This window comes from Streptomyces laurentii (genome assembly GCF_040635425.1).
Taxonomy (GTDB): Bacteria; Actinomycetota; Actinomycetes; order Streptomycetales; family Streptomycetaceae; genus Streptomyces; species Streptomyces laurentii.
Window position 1 is genome coordinate 80329 of sequence record NZ_JBEYHT010000016.1, and the last position, 19266, is coordinate 99594.

A 19266-nucleotide genomic window follows, 5' to 3' on the forward strand; every position below is an offset into this window, starting at 1 on the left:
GACCGAGCATGGCGGGATGACGTTCCGGCTGACGTTTTGGTTTTCTCCTTATTTTTTCTTGTGCATACAAAAAACACTCTCTAACCGTCATACCGTCATCGCTCCGCCCGCTGGTCGGCCCGCTGCGGGCACGGCAAAGCCCCGGCAGTCCGCGAGGGGCTACCGGGGCTCGGCTTGGGTCGGCACGGGTGTACTGCATTCTCGGGACGAGTCCTGGATGCGCCGTGCCTGCCTCGTGCTCTCCATACCGGCACGGGGTACAGGGACCCTAACCCGTCGCGCGGGTCACGTGGCGGCCGTTGCGGGCTCGATCAGGCGCATGCTCGCGCCCTCGGTCGGCTTGTCTCCGCGAGTCGCCGATTCGAGCGCTGTCGCGACGCCGTCAAGTTCTTCCGCTGCGGGGTTGAGTTCGCCGGACATGGAGAAGTCCACCCGCCGAGTGTCCAGCTTGCGCCACCCGCCACGGACACCGCGCCGGACATCGAGCCGAACCCCCGCTTCAACGAGCATCGCTCGCCGGCCCGCCGTGTCCTTCTCGGCCCACTCGTCCGCGAACGTGCGGCCCGTGTTCGTGGCGATGCGCTGCGGCTCGACCTTCTCGCGGGACTCCAGATCGGCTATGCGGTTGTCCAACGCGTCCGCCCGTTCCTGCCACGCGTTCGCCGCGTGCTTGGACTTCTGGCGTCCGTACTGCCGCTGGTGCTCCTCGAACTCCGCGAGCGTGGAGCGCAACTCGGGCTCGGGATCGTACCCGGGAATCTCGACAACGTGTGTCGTCTGGACCGGACCGACCACCCGCAGGAACTCGGCTTCAACGTACTCGTCCACCCAGTTCGCGCGGATATTGGCCGGAGCCGCGCACAGGTCGCCCCGCGCGTGGCTGTTGCACTTGTAGAACGGGTTCACGCTCGCGCCGTTCTTCGTCGGCTTGGACAGGTACATCCGGCCCCCGCACGAGTCGCAGTGGATCACACGCAACAGCAGTGCGTCCGTGTCGGCACGATCGCGATTCTCGATGCTGCGCGAGTCGAGTAGCGCGCCGATGCGGTCGAACTCCTCGCGGGTCATGATCGGCGTTTCGCTCGCCATGATTGGGCTGCCCTCGGCGTCGCGTACGGGCCTGCCCTTGTGCATCTTCCAGCCGAGCAGCGTTTCGTTCCGGAGCATCCGCGTGATGACGGCGGGGGTCCACTTGAACACCGAGCGTACGACGTGTGACCCCTTGGCCCCGCCGGTCTTCCCGCCCTTCTCGCGCTTTATCTTCACGGCCCAGTGATCGCGCGGGCTCGGGATGCTGTCTACGTTGAGACCGGCAGTCACCGCCGATACGGTCGCACCCTCCAACAGCTCCCGGACGATCCGCTCAATGACCTTGACGGCGTCAGGGTCGGGGATGAGCGTCCAGCCCTTTCCGCCGAACTTCTCGGGCATGGGGGCGGGCATGTAGCCGTATGGGGGGCGACCACCACCACGCCACCGGAGAGGCATTTTCCGGATGGCTGCCATGGCCCCGGTAACGCGGTCCCGGATGCTCTGCGACTCCACCTGCGCCGCGAAGGCGAGCATGAGCATCATGAGTTCGCTCATGGGGTCCATGGGGTTCCGGAAGTCAAAGACGAGCCGCCCCCCGCCGATGCCCTCGGCGAACACGAGCATCTTCCGGTGTTCGCGGGCCCACTTAGCAAGTTCATGCATGTGTGCCATGGACCGGATCGCGCGGTCAAACCGCCACCACACCAGTGCGTCAAAGTCATCGGGGCGCGCGAGCCACGCGCCGAGCTGGGGACGGTCGAACGGTCCGAACGTGGACGCGCTCACGTCCAGGTCTACGGCCTCGCGGAGCGCGTCACCGGACCCAAAGTCGATGTTGAGTGCGGCTGCCGCTATGTCGTCGGCCTCGCGCTGTCGCTCGGGGCTTGTCGTTTCGTCGGTGAGTACGGACAGGCGTACGCACCGCACACCCCGAAGGGTGCGCGTTTTGTAGACCGTGCCTGCAACGGGGTTCCGGGGAGTAGGTTCCATACCCCCTGTGGAGACCAACGAATTCTCGCCGTCCCGCTTGACCAGCGTCGATGCCACCATGGCCACACTCCAGAACCGCTAGAACGGAGTGTTGGGAGACCCCGAGGGCAACGAGTTCTGCGTCCTGCGCACCCTGGCGCCGTCCGAATAGAACAGCTCTTCTCCTGACCAGGCCCGCGGAATTCGGATGCGCCCCGTGGGCCCGGCCGTGTGCAATTCGGTTCCATGGCGAAGGCGCGAGCGGTGACGTGGAGCGAGCCGGGGGCCGACGGGCTGGGCGAGGCCGTGGGCGTGCTGCGGGAGTGGCGGGCCGAGGGGACGCCGGCGCAGTTGCATCCGGGCGACCTGGGGTGGTTCTGGCGGTCGGGCGCGGCGGCGACCGCCGCGGCCGTACGGCTGTGGCGGGGCCATGGCGGCCGGGTGCTCGCCGTCGGACTCCTCGACGGCCCCGACCTGCTGCGGCTGGCGTTCGCGCCCGACGTCCGGCGGAACGAGGAGCTGGCGCGGCGGCTGGCCGGGGATGTGACCGAGCCGGGGCACGGCGTGCTGCCCGAGGGCCGGGTGAACGTCGAGGCGCCCGCGGATTCCCCGCTCCTGGACCTGCTTGCCGCAGAGTACGGCTGGCGCACCGACGAGCCGTGGACGCCACTGGCGCGCGGTCTCGCGGATCCGGTGGAGGAGCCGGGTGTCCGTGTCGAGGTGGTGGGCCCGGAGCGGGCGGAGGCGTTCGCGGCGGTGCACCGGTCGGCGTTCGGCGGGCGGCGGTTCACGGCGGAGCGCTGGCACGCGATGGCGGCCGGACTCCCGTACGCGGACGGGCGGTCGCTCGTCGCGTACGACGGCCGGGGCGAGCCGGTGGCGGCGGTGGCGGTCTGGTCGGCGGGCCCGGGCCGGCCCGGACTGCTCGAACCGATGGGCGTGCACGCCGGACACCGCGGGCGGGGGTACGGGGCGGCGATCACCCGCGCCGCGGCGGCGGCGCTCCGGGAACTGGGCGCGTCGAGCGCGACAGTGAGCACCCCGACCGCCAACACGGCCGCCGTCGCCACCTATGAGGCGGCCGGCTTCCACCGCCGCCCCGAGACCCACGACCGCTACCGCGACGCCTCGAACCGTCCCTAGTGCTGCGATCGGAAAGGTTCACCGGCTCACCTTCCCGGTCGCAGCACTAGCCTTCCCGCTCATGCGTACGCGGCGCCGGTTCCGCCCTATTCCTCCCGCTCCTCCCGCTCCTTCCGCTCCTCCCGCTCCTTCCGCTCATCCTGTCCCTCCCGTTCCTCCTGCCCCGCGCCTTCTTCGTGTTCCTTCAGGACGGGGAAGCGGCGTGGGGCGAGGGTGAGGAGGGCCAGGAGGGCGAGGGCGGCGGCGCCCGCCGCGCCGAGGTAGACGTAGTCGACGGCGGCGTCGACCGCGTGCCGCAGGTGGTCGGCGGCCGTGTCGGTGAGCGCGCCGGGGGTGTTCAGGGAGTGGACGAGCCCGTCGAGGTCGCCGCCGGTGCCGCCGGTGCCGCCGGTGCCGCCGGTGTCGCGGGTCCGTGCGGTCAGCACCCCGTTGGCGACGGCCCCGAAGAGGGCGGCGCCGACGCTCTGGCCGATCTGGCGGACGAAGAGGACGGAAGCGGTGGTGGTGCCGCGTTCCTCGTACGGGACGGTCGACTGCACGCCGACGATCAGCGGCAGTTGGAAGAAGCCGAGCGCCCCGCCGAGCAGCAGCATGAGCAGGGCGGGCTGCCAGGGTTCGCCGGGGAACGGCAGGAGCGGGAAGGCCAGCAGGACGAGCAGGGCCAGGGTCATGCCGATGAGAGCGGTCTGGCGGAAGCCGATGCGGGTGTAGACGCGGTTGGACAGGGCGGCGGTGACGGGCCAGCTGAGGGTCATCGCCGAGAGCACGAAGCCGGCCGCGATCGGGCCGAGGCCGAGGACGGCCTGGGCGTACGTGGGGAGGAAGACGGTCGGCGCGACCATGAGCAGGCCGAGCGCGCCGAGCGCGAGGTTGACGGCGGCGATGGTGCGGCGGCGCCAGACCCAGCCGGGGATGAGGGGTTCGGCGGCCCGCCGTTCGACGACGACGGTCACGGCGGTGAGGACGGCCGCTCCGCCGAACAGGCCGAGGGACGGCGCGGACAGCCAGGGCCAGGCGACGCCGCCCTGGACGAGGGCGGTCAGGAGCAGCGTCCCGGAGGCGAAGACGCCGAGCGCCCCGGCCCAGTCGACGGAGACCCGCCCCTGCCCCCGCCCCCGATGTCGGTCGCGGCCCCGACCCTGAGTCCGGTGCCCGCCCCGGAGGCCCTCCCCACCCCCGACCCCTAGGGGTTCGGCGGGCCGTCTCGGGGTCGGTCGTCCCGGCTCCACCAGGTAGCGGGCGATCAGCCACAGCGCCGCCCCGCCCACCGGCAGGTTGACCAGGAAGATCCAGCGCCAGTCCGCGTATCCGGCGAGCAGTCCGCCGGCCGCCGGTCCGGCGACGGCGGAGGTGGCCCACACGGTGGACAGCCGGGCCTGGATCCGGGGCCGTTCCTTCAGCGGGTAGAGGTCGGCGGCGATCGTCTGGACCGTGCCCTGGAGGGCGCCGCCGCCGAGGCCCTGGACGACGCGGAACGCGATGAGCGACCCCATGTCCCAGGCGGACGCGCACAGCACCGAGCCGACGAGGAAGAGGACGATTCCGGTGATCAGTACGGGTTTACGGCCGAAGGTGTCGCTGAGTTTCCCGTACACCGGCAGGGTCACGGTCACGGCGAGCAGATAGCCGGAGAACAGCCAGGAGAAGACGGACAGTCCGCCGAGGTCGCCGACGATCTGGGGGACGGCGGTGGAGACGACCGTGCCGTCGAGGGCGGCCAGCGCCATGCCCAGCATCAGCGCGGCGACGACGGGCCCGCGCCGTGTCCCGTCGCCGCCGCCCGCTCCCGTACGCCGTGCCGACGCTTTCGGTGTGGTCGCCCCGGACATCGCTGCCGCTTCCCCTCGTCGTACCTCGGGCTCCCGTACTCCGCCCGTACGCCTCCGGTTCGATGCCGCGTACATCCAAGGGAGCAGACGAAGCCTCCCACCGGTACCACGGGCTGAGGAACCCCTAGGGGCAGCTCCCTCAGAGAGGCCAGGGACCGTTCGTCCCGGCGGAGGACGAGCCGAAGGGCCTTCCGTCCTTAGCTTGTTCTTACGAGGCGAGCGCGTCGCGCCGTACCGCCTCACCCCTCCGACGATCCGTCAGATCTGCCGGATACCTCGGATACCTCGAATACCTCGGATACCCACAAGGAGAACGACCGTGACTTCGGCTGTGACCATCCCCAGGCACGGGGGAACTGGAGAGCGTACGGCCGTCGCCGCGCGGGCGCGTCAGGTCGTGAAGGCGTACGGCTCGGGGGAGACCCGGATCGTCGCCCTCGACCACGTCGACGTGGACATCGCCCGCGGCCGCTTCACCGCGATCATGGGGCCCTCGGGCTCCGGCAAGTCCACGCTCATGCACTGCCTCGCCGGTCTCGACACCGTCAGCGGCGGCCAGATCTTCCTCGCCGACACCGAGATCACCGGCCTGAAGGACAAGAAACTGACCCAACTCCGGCGGGACCGGATCGGGTTCATCTTCCAGGCGTTCAACCTGCTGCCCACGCTCGACGCCCTGGAGAACATCACGCTCCCCATGGACATCGCCGGCCGCAAGCCGGACGCGGACTGGCTGCGGCAGGTGGTCGAGACCGTCGGTCTGGCCGAGCGGCTGAAGCACCGGCCGAACCAGCTGTCCGGCGGTCAGCAGCAGCGTGTCGCGGTCGCCCGCGCGCTCGCCGCCCGCCCCGAGATCATCTTCGGCGACGAGCCGACCGGAAACCTCGACTCGCGCGCCGGGGCGGAGGTGCTGGGCTTCCTGCGCCAGTCCGTCGACACGCTCGGCCAGACGATCGTCATGGTCACCCACGACCCGGTGGCCGCCTCGTACGCGGACCGGGTGCTCTACCTCGCCGACGGCCGGATCGTCGACGAGATGCACGCGCCGACCGCCGAGCAGGTCCTGGACCGGATGAAGGACTTCGACGCGCGCGGGCGGACGTCGTGACCGTTCTCAAGACCTCGCTGCGCAACTTCCTCGCGCACAAGGGGCGGATGGCGCTGTCCGCCGTCGCCGTCCTCCTCTCCGTCGCGTTCGTGTCGGGCACCCTGGTGTTCAGCGACACGATGAACACCACCTTCGACAAGCTCTTCGCCAGCACGGCCGCCGACGTCACCGTCAAGCCCGCGTCGCCCAAGGAAGGCGAGGGCAGACCGCGCACCGGCCGGCCCGAGGCGCTGCCCGCGTCCCTCGTCGAGAAGGTGCGGGCCGCCGAGGGCGCCCGCGCCGTCCAGGGCGGCGTCATCACCACGGCCGTCACCGTGGTGAACTCCCGTGACGAGAACGTCGGTCCGACGTCCGGAGCCCCCACCATGGCGGGCAACTGGTCGGCCGACGACCTGCGTTCGTTCGAGATCGCCTCCGGTCGCGAGCCGCGCGGACCGGGCGACGTCGTCGTCGACGAGACGACCGCGGAGAAGAACCACCTCCGGATCGGCGACGAGCTGCGCACCATCTCCGTCACCGGCGACTTCACCGCCAAGATCTCCGGCATCGCCGCCTTCAAGGTGACCAACCCCGGCGCCACCGTCGTCTGGTACGACACCGCCACCGCGCAGCGTGAACTCCTCGGCAAGGAAGGGCTGTTCACGCACATCACCGTCGACGCCGCGCCCGGGGTCAGCGACGACACGCTGAAGAAGCGGATCGCCGCGAACGTCGGCTCCGGCTACGAGCTCCGGACGGCCGCCGAGTCCGCCGACGCCGGCCGCGAGGACATCGGAAGCTTCCTCGACGTCATGAAGTACGCGCTGCTCGGCTTCGCCGGCATCGCGTTCCTCGTCGGCATCTTCCTCATCGTCAACACCTTCTCGATGCTGGTCGCCCAGCGCACCCGCGAGATCGGCCTCATGCGGGCCATCGGCTCCAGCCGCCGCCAGATCAACCGGTCCGTCCTGGTCGAGGCGCTGCTCCTCGGCGTGGTCGGCTCGGTCGCCGGTGTCGCGGCGGGCGTCGGCCTGGCCGTCGGCCTGATGAAGATCATGTCGTCGATGGGCATGGAACTGTCCACGGAGGACCTCACCGTCGCCTGGACCACCCCGGTCGCCGGCCTCGCCCTCGGTGTCTTCGTCACCCTCCTCGCCGCCTTCGTCCCGGCCCGCCGGGCCGCGAAGATCTCCCCGATGGCCGCCCTGCGCGACGCCGGCACCCCGGCCGACGCGAAGGCGGGCCGGGTCCGCGCCGTCCTCGGCCTGCTGCTGACCGCCGTCGGCGGGGGCGCGCTGTGGCTCGCGTCGCGGTCGGACGAGTCCGGCCCGGGCTCGATGTTCCTCGGCCTCGGCATCGTCCTGTCCCTCCTCGGCTTCGTCGTCGTCGGCCCGCTCCTCGCGGGCGGTGTCGTCCGCGTCCTCGGCGCGCTCGTCCTGCGCGTCTTCGGCCCGATCGGCCGGATGGCCGAACGGAACGCCCTGCGCAACCCGCGCCGCACCGGCGCCACCGGCGCGGCCCTGATGATCGGCCTCGCGCTGGTCGCCTGCCTGTCGGTGGTCGGCTCGTCGATGGTGGCCTCCGCCACCGAGGAACTCGACCGGACCGTCGGTACGGACTTCATCATCGAGACCACCAACGGCCAGCCGATCGTGCCGCAGGCCGAGGCCGCCGTGACGAAGACCGCCGGGCTCGACCACGTCACCCGCTACAAGGCGGTCGAGGCGACCGTCACCGACCCGCGCGGCAAGGCGGTGAAGAACGGCGTCGTCGCCGCCGACCCGACGTACGCCGGCGACCTGCGCCGCGACACGACGGCGGGCACGCTGTCCGACGCGTACGGCCCGGATGCCATGTCCGTCGGCACCACGTACGCCGCCGAGCACCACGTCAAGATCGGCGACACGCTCACCGTCGCCTTCACCGGCGGCAAGCAGACGAAGCTGCGCGTCGCGGCCATCACGTCCGACGACAACAACATCGACAAGGGCGCGATGTACACGAGCATCGAGACGGCGGAGAAGTACGTGTCCGCCGACAGGATGCCCAGCCTGATCGTCTTCGCGGCGGCCGAGGACGGCCGGGTGGACGCCGCGTACACGGCGCTCAAGAAGGCCCTGAAGCCGTATCCGCAGTACAAGGTCTCCAACCAGGCCGACTACAAGAAGACGCTCCAGGACCAGGTCGGGCAGCTGCTCAACATGGTGTACGGGCTGCTCGCCCTCGCGATCATCGTCGCCGTCCTCGGGGTCGTGAACACCCTCGCCCTGTCCGTCGTCGAACGCACCCGCGAAATCGGCCTCATGCGCGCCATCGGCCTCTCCCGCCGCCAGCTGCGCCGCATGATCCGCCTGGAATCCGTGGTCATCGCCCTCTTCGGCGCCCTCCTCGGCCTCGGCCTGGGCATGGCCTGGGGCGCGGCCGCCCAGCAGCTCCTCGCCCTGGAGGGCCTCCGCGTCCTCGACATCCCCTGGCCCACGATCCTCGGCGTCTTCGCCGGCTCGGCCCTCGTAGGCCTCCTCGCCGCCCTGATCCCCGCCTTCCGCGCGGGCCGCCTGAACGTCCTCACGGCCATCGCCACGGACTGACCACCACCCCCCGAGGGGCGTCGCGCCTGCCGGCGCGACGCCCCTCACCCATGCCCACCCCCAAAAATCCCACCACCACCAGCGGACAGGGGCCCACGACGGAGACCCCCTCCCCGGCCCCCGCGCCACCGCACCACCTCCACCCGCACCGCACGCCCCGCGCGCACGCGCCCCGCGTCGTACGCTGGAACCCCCCGGCCCGTCCCACGTGTCGGGCGCTCCGCGTTGCCCACTGCCGGGATGGAAGCCCCATGAGCCTGCACGGTCTGCTTGACCTCGTCGTCCACGACGCGGCCCTCGCCGAGGCGGTCGACGCCGCCCGCGACGGCAACCGCCCCCATGTCGACCTGGTCGGCCCGCCCGCCGCCCGCCCCTTCGCCGTCGCCGCCCTGGCCCGGGACGCCGCCCGCCCGGTGCTCGCGGTGACCGCGACGACCCGGGAGGCGGAGGATCTGGCGGCGGCACTCCGTACGTTGCTGGACCCGGACACGGTGGTGGACTACCCGTCGTGGGAGACGCTGCCGCACGAGCGGCTTTCGCCGCGGTCGGACACGGTCGGCCGTCGTCTCGCGGTGCTGCGCCGGCTGGCGCATCCGTCTCCGGACGATCCGGCGACGGGCCGGGTCAGTGTGGTGGTGGCGCCGGTCCGTTCGGTGCTGCAGCCGCAGGTGAAGGGGCTGGGTGAGCTGGAGCCGGTGGCGCTGCGCACGGGCCGGCAGGCGGATCTGGAGGACGTGGTCGCGGGCCTTGCCGCCGCCGCGTACTCGCGCGTCGAACTGGTCGAGAAGCGGGGCGAGTTCGCGGTCCGCGGCGGCATCCTGGATGTTTTCCCGCCGACGGAGGAGCATCCGCTCCGGGTGGAGTTCTGGGGCGACGACGTCGAGGAGATCCGTTACTTCAAGGTCGCGGACCAGCGCTCCCTCGAAGTGGCGGAGCACGGCCTGTGGGCCCCGCCCTGCCGTGAGCTGCTGCTCACCGACTCCGTACGGGAGCGGGCCGCGGCGCTCGCCGAGGAGCACCCGGAGCTGGGCGAGCTGCTCGGCAAGATCGCCGAGGGGATCGCGGTCGACGGCATGGAGTCCCTGGCTCCGGTCCTGGTCGACGACATGGAGCTGCTCCTGGACGTCCTGCCCGCGGGCTCGATGACGGTGGTCTGCGACCCGGAGCGGGTGCGGACGAGGGCGGCGGACCTGGTGGCGACGAGCCAGGAGTTCCTGGCGGCGTCGTGGGCGGCGACGGCGGGCGGCGGCGAGGCGCCGATCGATGTCGGCGCGGCGTCGCTGTGGGGGATCGCGGACGTCCGGGACCGGGCGCGCGAGCTGGGCATGATGTGGTGGTCGGTGTCGCCGTTCGCGGCGACGGACACGGAGCTGGACGGCGACACGCTCCAGCTCGGCATGCGCGCCCCGGAGGCGTACCGCGGCGATACGGCGCGCGCGCTCGCGGACACGAAGGGCTGGCTGGCGGAGGGCTGGCGCACGGTGTACGTGACGGAGGCGCACGGCCCCGCGTCCCGTACGGCCGAGGTGCTGTCGGGCGAGGGCGTCCCGGCCCGGCTGGACCCGGATCTGCCGGACGCCGACGCGCTGTCGCCGTCGGTGGTGCACGTGTCGTGCGGTGCGATCGACTACGGCTTCGTGGATCCGGGCCTGCGTCTCGCGGTGCTGACGGAGACCGACTTGACCGGCCAGAAGGCGGCGGGCAAGGACGGCCGCCGGATGCCGGCGAAGCGCCGTAAGACGATCGACCCGCTGACGCTGGAGGCGGGCGACTACATCGTCCACGAGCAGCATGGTGTGGGCCGCTACATCGAGATGGTGCAGCGTACGGTGCAGGGCGCGACGCGTGAGTACCTGCTCGTGGAGTACGCGCCCGCGAAGCGCGGCCAGCCCGGCGACCGGCTGTACATCCCGACGGACCAGCTGGAGCAGGTCACCAAGTACGTGGGTGGCGAGGCGCCGACGCTGCACCGGCTCGGCGGCGCGGACTGGACGAAGACGAAGGCGCGGGCGAAGAAGGCGGTCAAGGAGATCGCCGCCGATCTGATCAAGCTGTACAGCGCGCGGATGGCGGCGCCGGGGCACTCCTTCGGCGCGGACACGCCGTGGCAGCGGGAGCTGGAGGACGCGTTCCCGTACGCGGAGACGCCGGACCAGCTGTCGACGATCGCCGAGGTGAAGGAGGACATGGAGAAGTCGATCCCGATGGACCGGCTGATCTGTGGCGACGTCGGCTACGGCAAGACGGAGATCGCGGTCCGGGCGGCGTTCAAGGCGGTGCAGGACGGCAAGCAGGTCGCGGTCCTCGTCCCGACGACGCTCCTCGTACAGCAGCACTTCGGCACGTTCTCGGAGCGCTACTCCCAATTCCCGGTCAATGTACGGGCGTTGTCCCGTTTCCAGACGGACACGGAGGCGAAGGCGACGCTCGAAGGGCTGCGCGAGGGGTCGGTGGACGTCGTCATCGGCACGCACCGCCTGTTCTCGTCGGAGACGAAGTTCAAGGACCTGGGCCTGGTCGTCGTCGACGAGGAGCAGCGGTTCGGTGTCGAGCACAAGGAGCAGCTGAAGAAGCTGCGCGCCAACGTCGACGTGCTGACGATGTCCGCGACCCCCATCCCCCGTACGCTGGAGATGGCGGTCACCGGCATCCGCGAGATGTCGACGATCACCACCCCGCCGGAGGAGCGGCACCCGGTGCTGACGTTCGTCGGCCCGTACGAGGAGAAGCAGATCGGCGCGGCGGTGCGCCGTGAACTGCTGCGCGAGGGCCAGGTCTTCTACATCCACAACCGGGTCGAGTCGATCGACCGGGCCGCGGCCCGGCTGCGCGAGATCGTGCCGGAGGCGCGGATCGCGACGGCGCACGGGCAGATGTCCGAACAGGCCCTGGAACAGGTCGTGGTGGACTTCTGGGAGAAGAAGTTCGACGTGCTGGTGTCGACGACGATCGTCGAGTCCGGCATCGACATCTCCAACGCGAACACCCTGATCGTCGAGCGCGGCGACAACTTCGGCCTGTCGCAGCTGCACCAGCTGCGCGGCCGGGTCGGCCGGAGCCGCGAGCGCGGTTACGCGTACTTCCTCTACCCGCCGGAGAAGCCGCTGACGGAGACCGCGCACGAGCGGCTGGCGACGATCGCCCAGCACACGGAGATGGGCGCGGGCATGTACGTGGCGATGAAGGACCTGGAGATCCGCGGCGCGGGCAATCTGCTCGGCGGCGAGCAGTCGGGTCACATCGCGGGCGTCGGTTTCGATCTGTACGTACGGATGGTGGGCGAGGCCGTCGCCGACTACCGGGCGTCCCTGGAGGGCGGCGTGGAGGAGGAGCCGCCGCTGGAGGTCAAGATCGAGCTGCCGGTCGACGCGCACGTCCCGCACGACTACGCGCCGGGGGAGCGGCTGCGCCTGCAGGCGTACCGGTCGATCGCGTCGGCGAACTCGGAGGAGGACATCAAGGCGGTACGGGAGGAGCTGACCGACCGCTACGGCAAGCTGCCCGAGCCCGTCGAGAACCTTCTCCTCGTCGCCGGTCTGCGCATGCTGGCCCGCGCCTGCGGCGTCGGCGAGATCGTGCTGCAGGGCCCCAACATCCGCTTCGCGCCGGTGGAGTTGCGCGAGTCGCAGGAGCTGCGCCTGAAGCGGCTGTACCCGCGTACGGTCATCAAGCCGGCCGTCCACCAGATTCTGGTCCCGCGTCCGACGAGCGGCAGGATCGGCGGCAAGCCGGTGGTGGGCCGCGAACTCCTGGCGTGGACGGGTGAGTTCCTGGCGGAGATCCTCGGTTCCTGAGCCCTTCGCGCCGCGCTCCCGCCCGGCCGCCGCTCCCGCCCGGCCGGGCTACTCCGCCTCGGCGTCGCCCGGTCGGGCGGCGCCGAGCAGCCCGGCGAGGGAGCGGAACGCCTCGCCCGGGTCGCGTCCGGCCAGTGCGTCGTCCAGGTTGCGGGTGAGCAGCAGGGTCGCGAATCCGTGGGCGAGGGACCAGGCGGCGATGCCGACGGTACGGGGGTCGGCCGCCCCGCCCCTCGGCATCGGCACGATCTGAGCGCGGTCCGCCGGTCGGCCGGAGCCAGGCCTTTCGGCCTTCCGTATTCAGGACTAATGGTATGAAGAGCACACCGGAGTCCGTCCTAGGATCTTCGGGTGTCGACCTATCAGAAAGCCCTGGCGGCCTCGGCCTTTGCCCTCCTCGCGCTGTTCACCAACGCCGCGTGCTCCCCGGACGGAGCCGGACCGGGAACCGGCTCCGGCTCCAGCTCCCGTTCCGGCTCAGGATCCGGCGGTGGTGACGGCTCCTCGTCGCGGTCGGCGACCGGGACGAGTCCGCTGGTCAACCCGGACGGGACGAAGCCGGGTCTCGCGCCCCTGACGACCGCGGCCGACCGGGCCGCCGGCCGCGCGCTCATCGAGAGCGTCCGGACGAAGGGGCGCGGACCCAAGACGGGGTACGCCCGCGACAAGTTCGGCTACGCCTGGATGGACACCGCCGACGGCGTCCCGCTGGCCCGCAACGGCTGCGACACCCGGAACGACCTGCTGCGCCGCGACGGCCGGAACCTGACCTTCCGCAAGGGTTCCGACTGCGTCGTCACGGCCATGACCCTGAACGACCCGTACACCGGCACCACCATCGACTGGCGCAAGGAGAAGGCCTCCGCGGTCCAGATAGACCACGTGGTACCGCTGTCGTACAGCTGGCAGATGGGTTCGTCGGCCTGGCCCGAGAGCAAGCGCAAGCAGCTCGCCAACGACACCCTCAACCTCCTCCCGGTCGAGGGCCGCGCCAACTCCTCTAAGAGCGACTCCGGCCCCGCGACCTGGCTGCCGCCGGACAAGGGCATCCGCTGCTCGTACGCCGTCCGCTTCGCCCAGGTCGCCAACAAGTACCGGATGCCGGTGACGGCCCCGGACAAGCAGGCGATGCTGAGTCAGTGCGGCGGCTGAGCGCGTAGCGGAGAACGGGCGTCGACCGGGCGTCGACGGGGCATCGACCGGGCGTCGGCCGGGCGCGGGCGACGTCCACGGCCCCGGCCGAGGGGCCGGGGCCGCGTGGTGGGGGAGTGGGTGTCAGGCACCCTGGGTCTCGCGCGGGTCGGTGAGCTCCCGCGCGTCCCGCGGCGCGGTGACGGCATCGGCGGCGCCCTTGGTCCTGTCGGCGAGCTTGAGCCAGATCACGCCGATGATGATCAGGCCCAGCCACAGGGCCTGGGGCAGGGTGAGGGTCTCGTCGAAGAAGACCGGGCCGAGCAGTGCCGCGCCCGCCGAGCCGATACCGGCCCAGACGGCGTATCCGAGAGCGACGTCGATGGTGCGCAGGGCGGCGCTCAGCGCCCAGAGCGTCAGGAGGAAGAAGACGACGGCGACCAGGGACCAGGTCAGGAGCGTGAAGCCGTGGCTGCCTCCGACTGCCAGGGCGTAGCCGACTTCGAACCCGCCGGCGAGCAGGAGCATCAGCCAGGAGTTGGCCGTGGAGGGGGTGGTGTCGGACATGTGCGTGGGTCCTTTCGCGAAGTGGAGGGGTGGGCGGTGTCCTGCGGGCTCAGGCGGCACCACTGAGCTGGAGGCCGACGACGCCGACGATGATGGCGAGGATGCCCAGCGCCTTGCGCCAGTTCAGCCGCTGGCCGAAGAGCAGCGCACCCAGCAGGGTGATGCCGACGCCGGCGATGGAGGTCCAAATGGCGTAGCCGACACCGACGTTGAAGGTCAGCAGCGCCTTGCTGAGGAAGTACGTTCCGATGGCACCGCTGACCAGGGTCGCGATGGTCCACTTGCGGTTCTTGAAGCCCTCGGCCTTGCCGGCCGCGATGGCGACGGCGATCTCGAAGATGTCGGCGATGGCGAGATAGAGCCACTGCATGGCGGTTCCTTCGTTCGATGTGGAGGACGGCGTGTCGTGGGGGTGCGGCGTACCGGGTGAGCGGTCTCGGGAAGCGGTCCCGGTGAGCCGTCCCGGACGGGTGGTCAGGGACGGGGAAGCGCCGGGCGGGGAAGCGCGAGACGGGGGAGCGTGGGGTGGGCCGAGGCGTCGGGGTGCGCGCCGGCCGGTTGCCGGGAAGGCGGGAGCGGAGTGGTCAGCACCCGTCGATGCCGCAGGCGGCACCGTGGGCGACGGCCTGTTCGGCCTGGATGTCGAGGACGGCCTTGCGGATCTGGGCCGGTGAGGGGACGCCCTCGATGCGGTGGCGTTCGCCGATGATGAGCGTGGGGGCGACGGTGACGCGGTACGCGGCGGCGGTGCGCAGCGCCTCCTCGTGGGCGGCGGTGTAGGTGCCGGCGGTCAGTGCCTGGGCGAAACCGTCACCGTCCAGGCCCAGTTCGCGGGCGATGTCGGTGAGGACGTCCAGCCGGCCGATGTCCCGGTTCTCCTGGAAGAACGCGCGCAGCATCCGCGGGGTGTACTCGGCGGCGCGGCCGTGCTCGGCGGCGTACTGGTAGCCCTCGAACGCCAGCCGGGTGTAGGGCTGGGGCGAGACGGTGGGCAGGGTGATGTCCACGCCCATCCGGCGGGCCATCGGGTAGACCGCGCGGGCCCAGATCGCCGGCAGGTAGTCGTCCTCCGGCCGCAGGGTGGGGGTGGGGTGGGGCCGCAGTTCGAAGGGCATCCACTCGATCTCGACGTCCAGGTCGTGGGTGGCCTCGTGCAGCGGGCCCTCGGCGAGCATGCAGAACGGGCAGACGTAGTCGGACCAGACCTTGATGGAGACCGTGCCGGTCCGGGTGTCGTTGTCGTTCACGTGCGCCTCCGGTTCAGGAAGTCTTCGAAGGGCTCCGTCCCCTCCGGGACGGGCAGCGAGGTGACCTTGACCGGCCACAGGGACGGGTCCCGGGCGAAGATCGAGTACGAGCCCGAGTAGTCGAAGCCGTAGCGCGCGGCCGTCTTGCGGTCCACGACGTGGACGATGTGGCCGACGTTGAAGTGCAGGGAGGCCATGTAGCACAGGGCGCAGGGCTCGCCCGAGGCGAAGAGCGTGGCCCCGGTGGTGGCGCGCAGTCCGTATGTGGCGGCGGCCTTCCGCAGGGCCACCACCTCGGCGTGCGCGGTGGGGTCGTTGTCCTCGCGCACCCGGTTGAAGCCGGTTCCCAGGACGCGGCCGTTGTTGACGACCAGACCGGAGAACGGGATGCCGCCCTCGGCGACGTGCTCGCGGCTGATGCGGACGGCTTCGCGGGCGTACGCGGTCAGCTCGTCCGGGGAGATCTCGTTGTACATCATCGTCACTCCCCGCTCAGACCGAGTGCGGGTGGGGAACGGCGGCGCCGATGCCCGAGGGGGTGAGGAACGGCCGGGCGTGGCTCCCGGATAAGGAGCCGTCGGTGACGGGTGTGGTGGTGTCAGGCATGGAGCCCCCCAAGTGTTTGTTTGTACGTGCAACTTCCAGACAACCAAGAGATCCCGTCGCAGAACCCTGGTATCCGGTGGAAGCTTGCATGAACATGTATGTTGTTGTCAACGCGCCGCTGAGAGGGAGCTGCTTCATGACCACGATCGCCAAGGTGTCGGCCGCGTCGTCCGATCAGGCCATGTGGGGGAGAGTCCTCAGCCTGCACGCACATGTGGAGCGCCAGCTCACCCAGGCTCTGCAGCGCAAGCACGGAGTGGGGCTCTCCGAGTTCCGCGCTCTGGAGTGCCTCGTCCGGGCCGAGGACGGCGCGCTGCGCATGCAGGAGCTCGCCGAGAAGGTCGGGCTCGGGCAGAGCTCGGTGACCCGCCTGGTGGGCCGGCTCTTCTCGGCCGGATTCGTCGCCCGCGACTTCTGCCCCAATGACAAGCGCGGTGTCTATGCCGTCATCACCGATTCGGGGAAGGGGCGCTACGCCGACGCGCGCGGTACCTATGCCGAGGTCCTCAGTGCGGCGTTGAACGCCGCCGGCGCCGACCCCGAACTGACCGGCACCGTCCAGTCGTTGCGCAGTGCTCTCTGAGAACTGCCGGTCCGCGTGACCGGCCCGCCCCTCCGGGGGTGGGGGAGGGGCCGCCCCTGACGGGGTGGCCCCTTTCGTGTGTGCGGAAGCCGAACGCGTACGGGCGGCCGGCTGCCGCCACGCCGCAAGCGCCCCCCAACGGCCCCCAATGGCCCCCGACGCCTCTCAGTAGGCCCTGTCGTGCCCGTACGCCGGCCGTGACAGACGGCTCGAACGCGACCCCTAACGGTTCCTCGGGTGCGAGGCGTTCAAACGACCGCGGTCGCGTGGTGTGCGTCACGGAGAGGAAAGGAGATACATGCTTGACGAAGCATCTATCTCGGCTAAAGTTGGTGACAGATCGAACGAGCGGAACCGGTGAAGATCAGCCGGTCAGGCGTATGCCGGGTTCCGCGGATCAGCTTCAGCTCCTTCAGCTCCTTCGGCTTCATCGGCGCCGCTCATGCGCCACACTCTCGCTCTTCCCCCTTCGGTGTGATTGCTCAGTCATGTTCTGAATCGGAGGAATTGTGCCGTCATCGAACTTTCTGGACGTGCTGACCACGCACGCCCGGCTCCGACCCGATCAGGTGGCCCTGATCCACGGCGAGCGGCGGGTGACCTACCGCCGGCTGGCATCCCTCGCCGAAGAACTCTCCGACGCCCTGAAAGCGAGCGGGCTCGACCGCCGGCAGCCGCTGTGCGTACCGGCACGCAAGACACCCGCCACGATCGCCCTGCTCATCGGCGCTTTCAAGGCCGGTTACGCGGTCCTGGCGCCCTCGCCCGAACTGGGCGCCTCCGCCCGGGCGGCCCTCGCCGCGCAGGCCCGCTGTTCCGCCCTGCTCACCGTCGACGACGAAGGGGCGCTCGACATCGTCCCGGTCGCCGCCGACCCGCGGGCCGCCGAGGGCTTCGACGCCGCGGATCCCGTGACCGCGCCCCTGATGCTGACCACTTCGGGCTCCACCGGTACCCCGAAGATCGTGCCCATCCCGGCCGAGGGCTTCGCCCGCTTCGCCGGCTGGGCGGCCGACCGGTTCCGTCTCACCGAGCGGGACACCCTGCTCAGCTACGCCCCCCTGAACTTCGACCTGTCCCTGCTCGACGTGTGGACCGCGCTGCGCCTGGGTGCCCGCGCCGTCCTCGTCGAGGCGGAACTGAGCACCGACGCCCGGCATTTACAGGACCTGCTGGCCCGCCACGAGGTCACGTTCGTCCAAGGCGTGCCCATGCTGCACCGGCTGCTCACCCAGGAAGGAGCCGTCCACCCGCACGTCCGCACGGTGATCTTCACCGGGGACGCGATGCCGGAAGCGCTGCTGCGCCGGCTCGGCACGGCCTTCCCCTCCGCCGGCTTCCACAACGTCTTCGGCTGCACCGAGACCAACGACAGCTTCATCCACGACGCCGATCCCGCCCGCGCCGGCGAACGGACCCCCATCGGCCGCCCGTTGCCCGGCACCCGGGCCCTGCTGCTCGACGCCGACGGCGGGATCGTCCATGGCCCCGGCAGCGGTGAACTCCTGGTGACGACACCGTTCCAGACGCGTGGATACCTGCAGCGCTCCCGCAACGAAGGCGTCTTCGTCCCCGCCCCCGACGGCGGGAGCGAGGTCTTCTACCGCACCGGCGACCTCGTCACCCGGGACCTGGACGGACTGTTCTGGCTGCAAGGCCGTACCGACTTCCAGGTCAAGGTCCGCGGCGTACGCACCAACGTCCAGGAAGTCGAGAACGTCCTGGCGGCCCACCCCGATGTGGCCGAGGCCGCCGTCGTGGCGATCCCCGACACCGAGGCCGGCTACCGGCTGCACGCGCAGGTGACCCGTCGGCCCGGTACGTCGCTGACCTCCCTGCGCCTGCGCTCGCACAGCGCGGCGCGGCTGCCCCGCCACGCCATTCCTTCCTCCGTGCACGTCGGCGACAGCCCGCTGCCGCGCACGACCACGGGGAAACCCGACCGCAACCTCATCAAGGCGACACGACAGAAGGGAAATCCCGCATGACCTCCCTGGCGGACGACATACGCGGCTACATCGTCACCGAGTTCCTCGACGGCGAGGACAGTGCCGACCTGACCACCGACTACGACCTCATCGACAGCGGCGTCGTCGACAGCCTGGGCGTGGTCCGCGTCGTGTCGCACCTGTCGCGGACCTACGTCATCCCGATCGACGACATCCCGCTGAACCCCGACAACTTCCGCAGCATCGCCGCCATGTCGGCCTTCGTCGAGAGCGCCACGAAGACCGCCGCCTGAGACACGGATCCTCCGAACACCCCTTCCACACAAGGAGATTGTCATGATCGTTCGCAGCACCAACGAGTTCGCCCCCATCCAGTGGGGCAACGGCACCAGCCACCGTCTGCTCACCGAGGCCGACGGCATGGGCTTCACCGTCTGCGAGACCGTCGTCCGCAAGGGCACGTCGAGCGCCCTGCAGTACCGCCGCCACCTTGAGGCCTGTTACTGCACCGGCGGTTCCGGCGAGGTCGTCACCGCCTCGGGCGAGCGCTACAAGATCACCGAGGGCACCATCTACGCCCTCAACGAGAACGACGCCCACTACCTCATCGCCTCCGACGACGAGGACCTGAGACTCGTCTCCGTCTTCAGCCCGGCCCTGCGCGGCGACGAGAAGCACACGCTGTCCGCCGACGGCTTCTCCCAGTACTGAGTGACGCGCACCGGGGCCCGCCCCGCTCCA

At 70.7% G+C, this 19266-nt stretch carries 16 protein-coding genes; 9 read left to right on the forward strand and 7 right to left on the reverse strand.

The window, feature by feature from the left end; translation table 11 throughout:
• Positions 1–285 precede the first annotated feature (285 nt).
• Positions 286–2022 (reverse strand): recombinase family protein, encoded by a 1737-nt coding sequence (locus ABZ693_RS13265; protein ID WP_359876020.1) that lies wholly within the window; start codon positions 2020–2022, stop codon positions 286–288.
• A gap of 225 nt (positions 2023–2247) precedes the next feature.
• Here ABZ693_RS13265 and ABZ693_RS13270 point away from each other — a divergent pair, with 225 nt between their 5' ends.
• Positions 2248–3144: a GNAT family N-acetyltransferase gene (locus tag ABZ693_RS13270; RefSeq protein WP_359875977.1), complete on the forward strand. Its 897-nt coding sequence runs from the start codon at positions 2248–2250 to the stop codon at positions 3142–3144.
• An 86-nt stretch (positions 3145–3230) separates the two neighbouring features.
• On the opposite strand, the gene ABZ693_RS13275 is transcribed toward ABZ693_RS13270, so the two are convergent.
• Entirely contained in the window at positions 3231–4973 is a 1743-nt protein-coding gene (locus tag ABZ693_RS13275; protein WP_435842411.1) for an MFS transporter, read from the reverse strand.
• Between the two features lie 319 nt (positions 4974–5292).
• Here ABZ693_RS13275 and ABZ693_RS13280 point away from each other — a divergent pair, with 319 nt between their 5' ends.
• From ABZ693_RS13280 to mfd, 3 genes are all read left to right on the forward strand, one after another.
• Positions 5293–6081 (forward strand): ABC transporter ATP-binding protein, encoded by a 789-nt coding sequence (locus tag ABZ693_RS13280; protein WP_359875978.1) that lies wholly within the window; start codon positions 5293–5295, stop codon positions 6079–6081.
• Positions 6078–8648 (forward strand): ABC transporter permease, encoded by a 2571-nt coding sequence (locus ABZ693_RS13285; RefSeq protein WP_359875979.1) that lies wholly within the window; start codon positions 6078–6080, stop codon positions 8646–8648. Before ABZ693_RS13280 ends, ABZ693_RS13285 begins: the two co-directional genes overlap by 4 nt.
• A 251-nt stretch (positions 8649–8899) precedes the next feature.
• Positions 8900–12442 (forward strand): transcription-repair coupling factor, encoded by a 3543-nt coding sequence (gene mfd, locus ABZ693_RS13290; RefSeq protein WP_359875980.1) that lies wholly within the window; start codon positions 8900–8902, stop codon positions 12440–12442.
• A 48-nt stretch (positions 12443–12490) separates the two neighbouring features.
• Here the strand turns inward: mfd and ABZ693_RS13295 are convergent, their stop codons facing one another.
• Positions 12491–12688 carry a hypothetical protein gene (locus ABZ693_RS13295; RefSeq protein WP_435842412.1) on the reverse strand — a complete coding sequence of 66 codons (198 nt, stop codon included), beginning with the start codon at positions 12686–12688 and terminating at the stop codon, positions 12491–12493.
• A 105-nt stretch (positions 12689–12793) separates the two neighbouring features.
• On the opposite strand from ABZ693_RS13295, the gene ABZ693_RS13300 reads away from it, so the two are divergent.
• On the forward strand, positions 12794–13594 hold the full coding sequence (locus ABZ693_RS13300; RefSeq protein ID WP_359875981.1) for an HNH endonuclease family protein: 801 nt from the start codon (positions 12794–12796) through the stop codon (positions 13592–13594).
• A 123-nt stretch (positions 13595–13717) separates the two neighbouring features.
• Here the strand turns inward: ABZ693_RS13300 and ABZ693_RS13305 are convergent, their stop codons facing one another.
• The 4 genes from ABZ693_RS13305 to ABZ693_RS13320 all read right to left on the reverse strand — a co-directional run bounded on the left by ABZ693_RS13305 (position 13718) and on the right by ABZ693_RS13320 (position 15866).
• Complete coding sequence (locus ABZ693_RS13305) at positions 13718–14140, reverse strand: DMT family transporter (RefSeq protein ID WP_359875982.1); 423 nt, start codon at positions 14138–14140, stop codon at positions 13718–13720.
• Positions 14141–14189: 49 nt separating this feature from the next.
• Positions 14190–14510, reverse strand: a complete 321-nt coding sequence (locus ABZ693_RS13310; RefSeq protein WP_359875983.1) for a DMT family transporter — start codon at positions 14508–14510, stop codon at positions 14190–14192.
• Between the two features lie 214 nt (positions 14511–14724).
• Complete coding sequence (locus ABZ693_RS13315) at positions 14725–15387, reverse strand: DsbA family oxidoreductase (protein ID WP_359875984.1); 663 nt, start codon at positions 15385–15387, stop codon at positions 14725–14727.
• Positions 15384–15866 (reverse strand): nucleoside deaminase, encoded by a 483-nt coding sequence (locus ABZ693_RS13320; protein ID WP_359875985.1) that lies wholly within the window; start codon positions 15864–15866, stop codon positions 15384–15386. Before ABZ693_RS13320 ends, ABZ693_RS13315 begins: the two co-directional genes overlap by 4 nt.
• Before the next feature lie 263 nt (positions 15867–16129).
• Between ABZ693_RS13320 and ABZ693_RS13325 the strand changes: the two genes are divergently transcribed.
• The 4 genes from ABZ693_RS13325 (at position 16130) to ABZ693_RS13340 (ending at position 19236) form a co-directional block, all read left to right on the forward strand.
• On the forward strand, positions 16130–16576 hold the full coding sequence (locus ABZ693_RS13325; RefSeq protein WP_359875986.1) for a MarR family winged helix-turn-helix transcriptional regulator: 447 nt from the start codon (positions 16130–16132) through the stop codon (positions 16574–16576).
• Between the two features lie 533 nt (positions 16577–17109).
• Entirely contained in the window at positions 17110–18564 is a 1455-nt protein-coding gene (locus ABZ693_RS13330) for an AMP-binding protein (protein ID WP_359875987.1), read from the forward strand.
• Positions 18561–18818 (forward strand): acyl carrier protein, encoded by a 258-nt coding sequence (locus ABZ693_RS13335; protein WP_359875988.1) that lies wholly within the window; start codon positions 18561–18563, stop codon positions 18816–18818. Before ABZ693_RS13330 ends, ABZ693_RS13335 begins: the two co-directional genes overlap by 4 nt.
• Before the next feature lie 43 nt (positions 18819–18861).
• Positions 18862–19236, forward strand: coding sequence for an ectoine synthase (locus ABZ693_RS13340; RefSeq protein WP_359875989.1), 375 nt, complete (start codon positions 18862–18864; stop codon positions 19234–19236).
• Positions 19237–19266 lie beyond the last annotated feature (30 nt).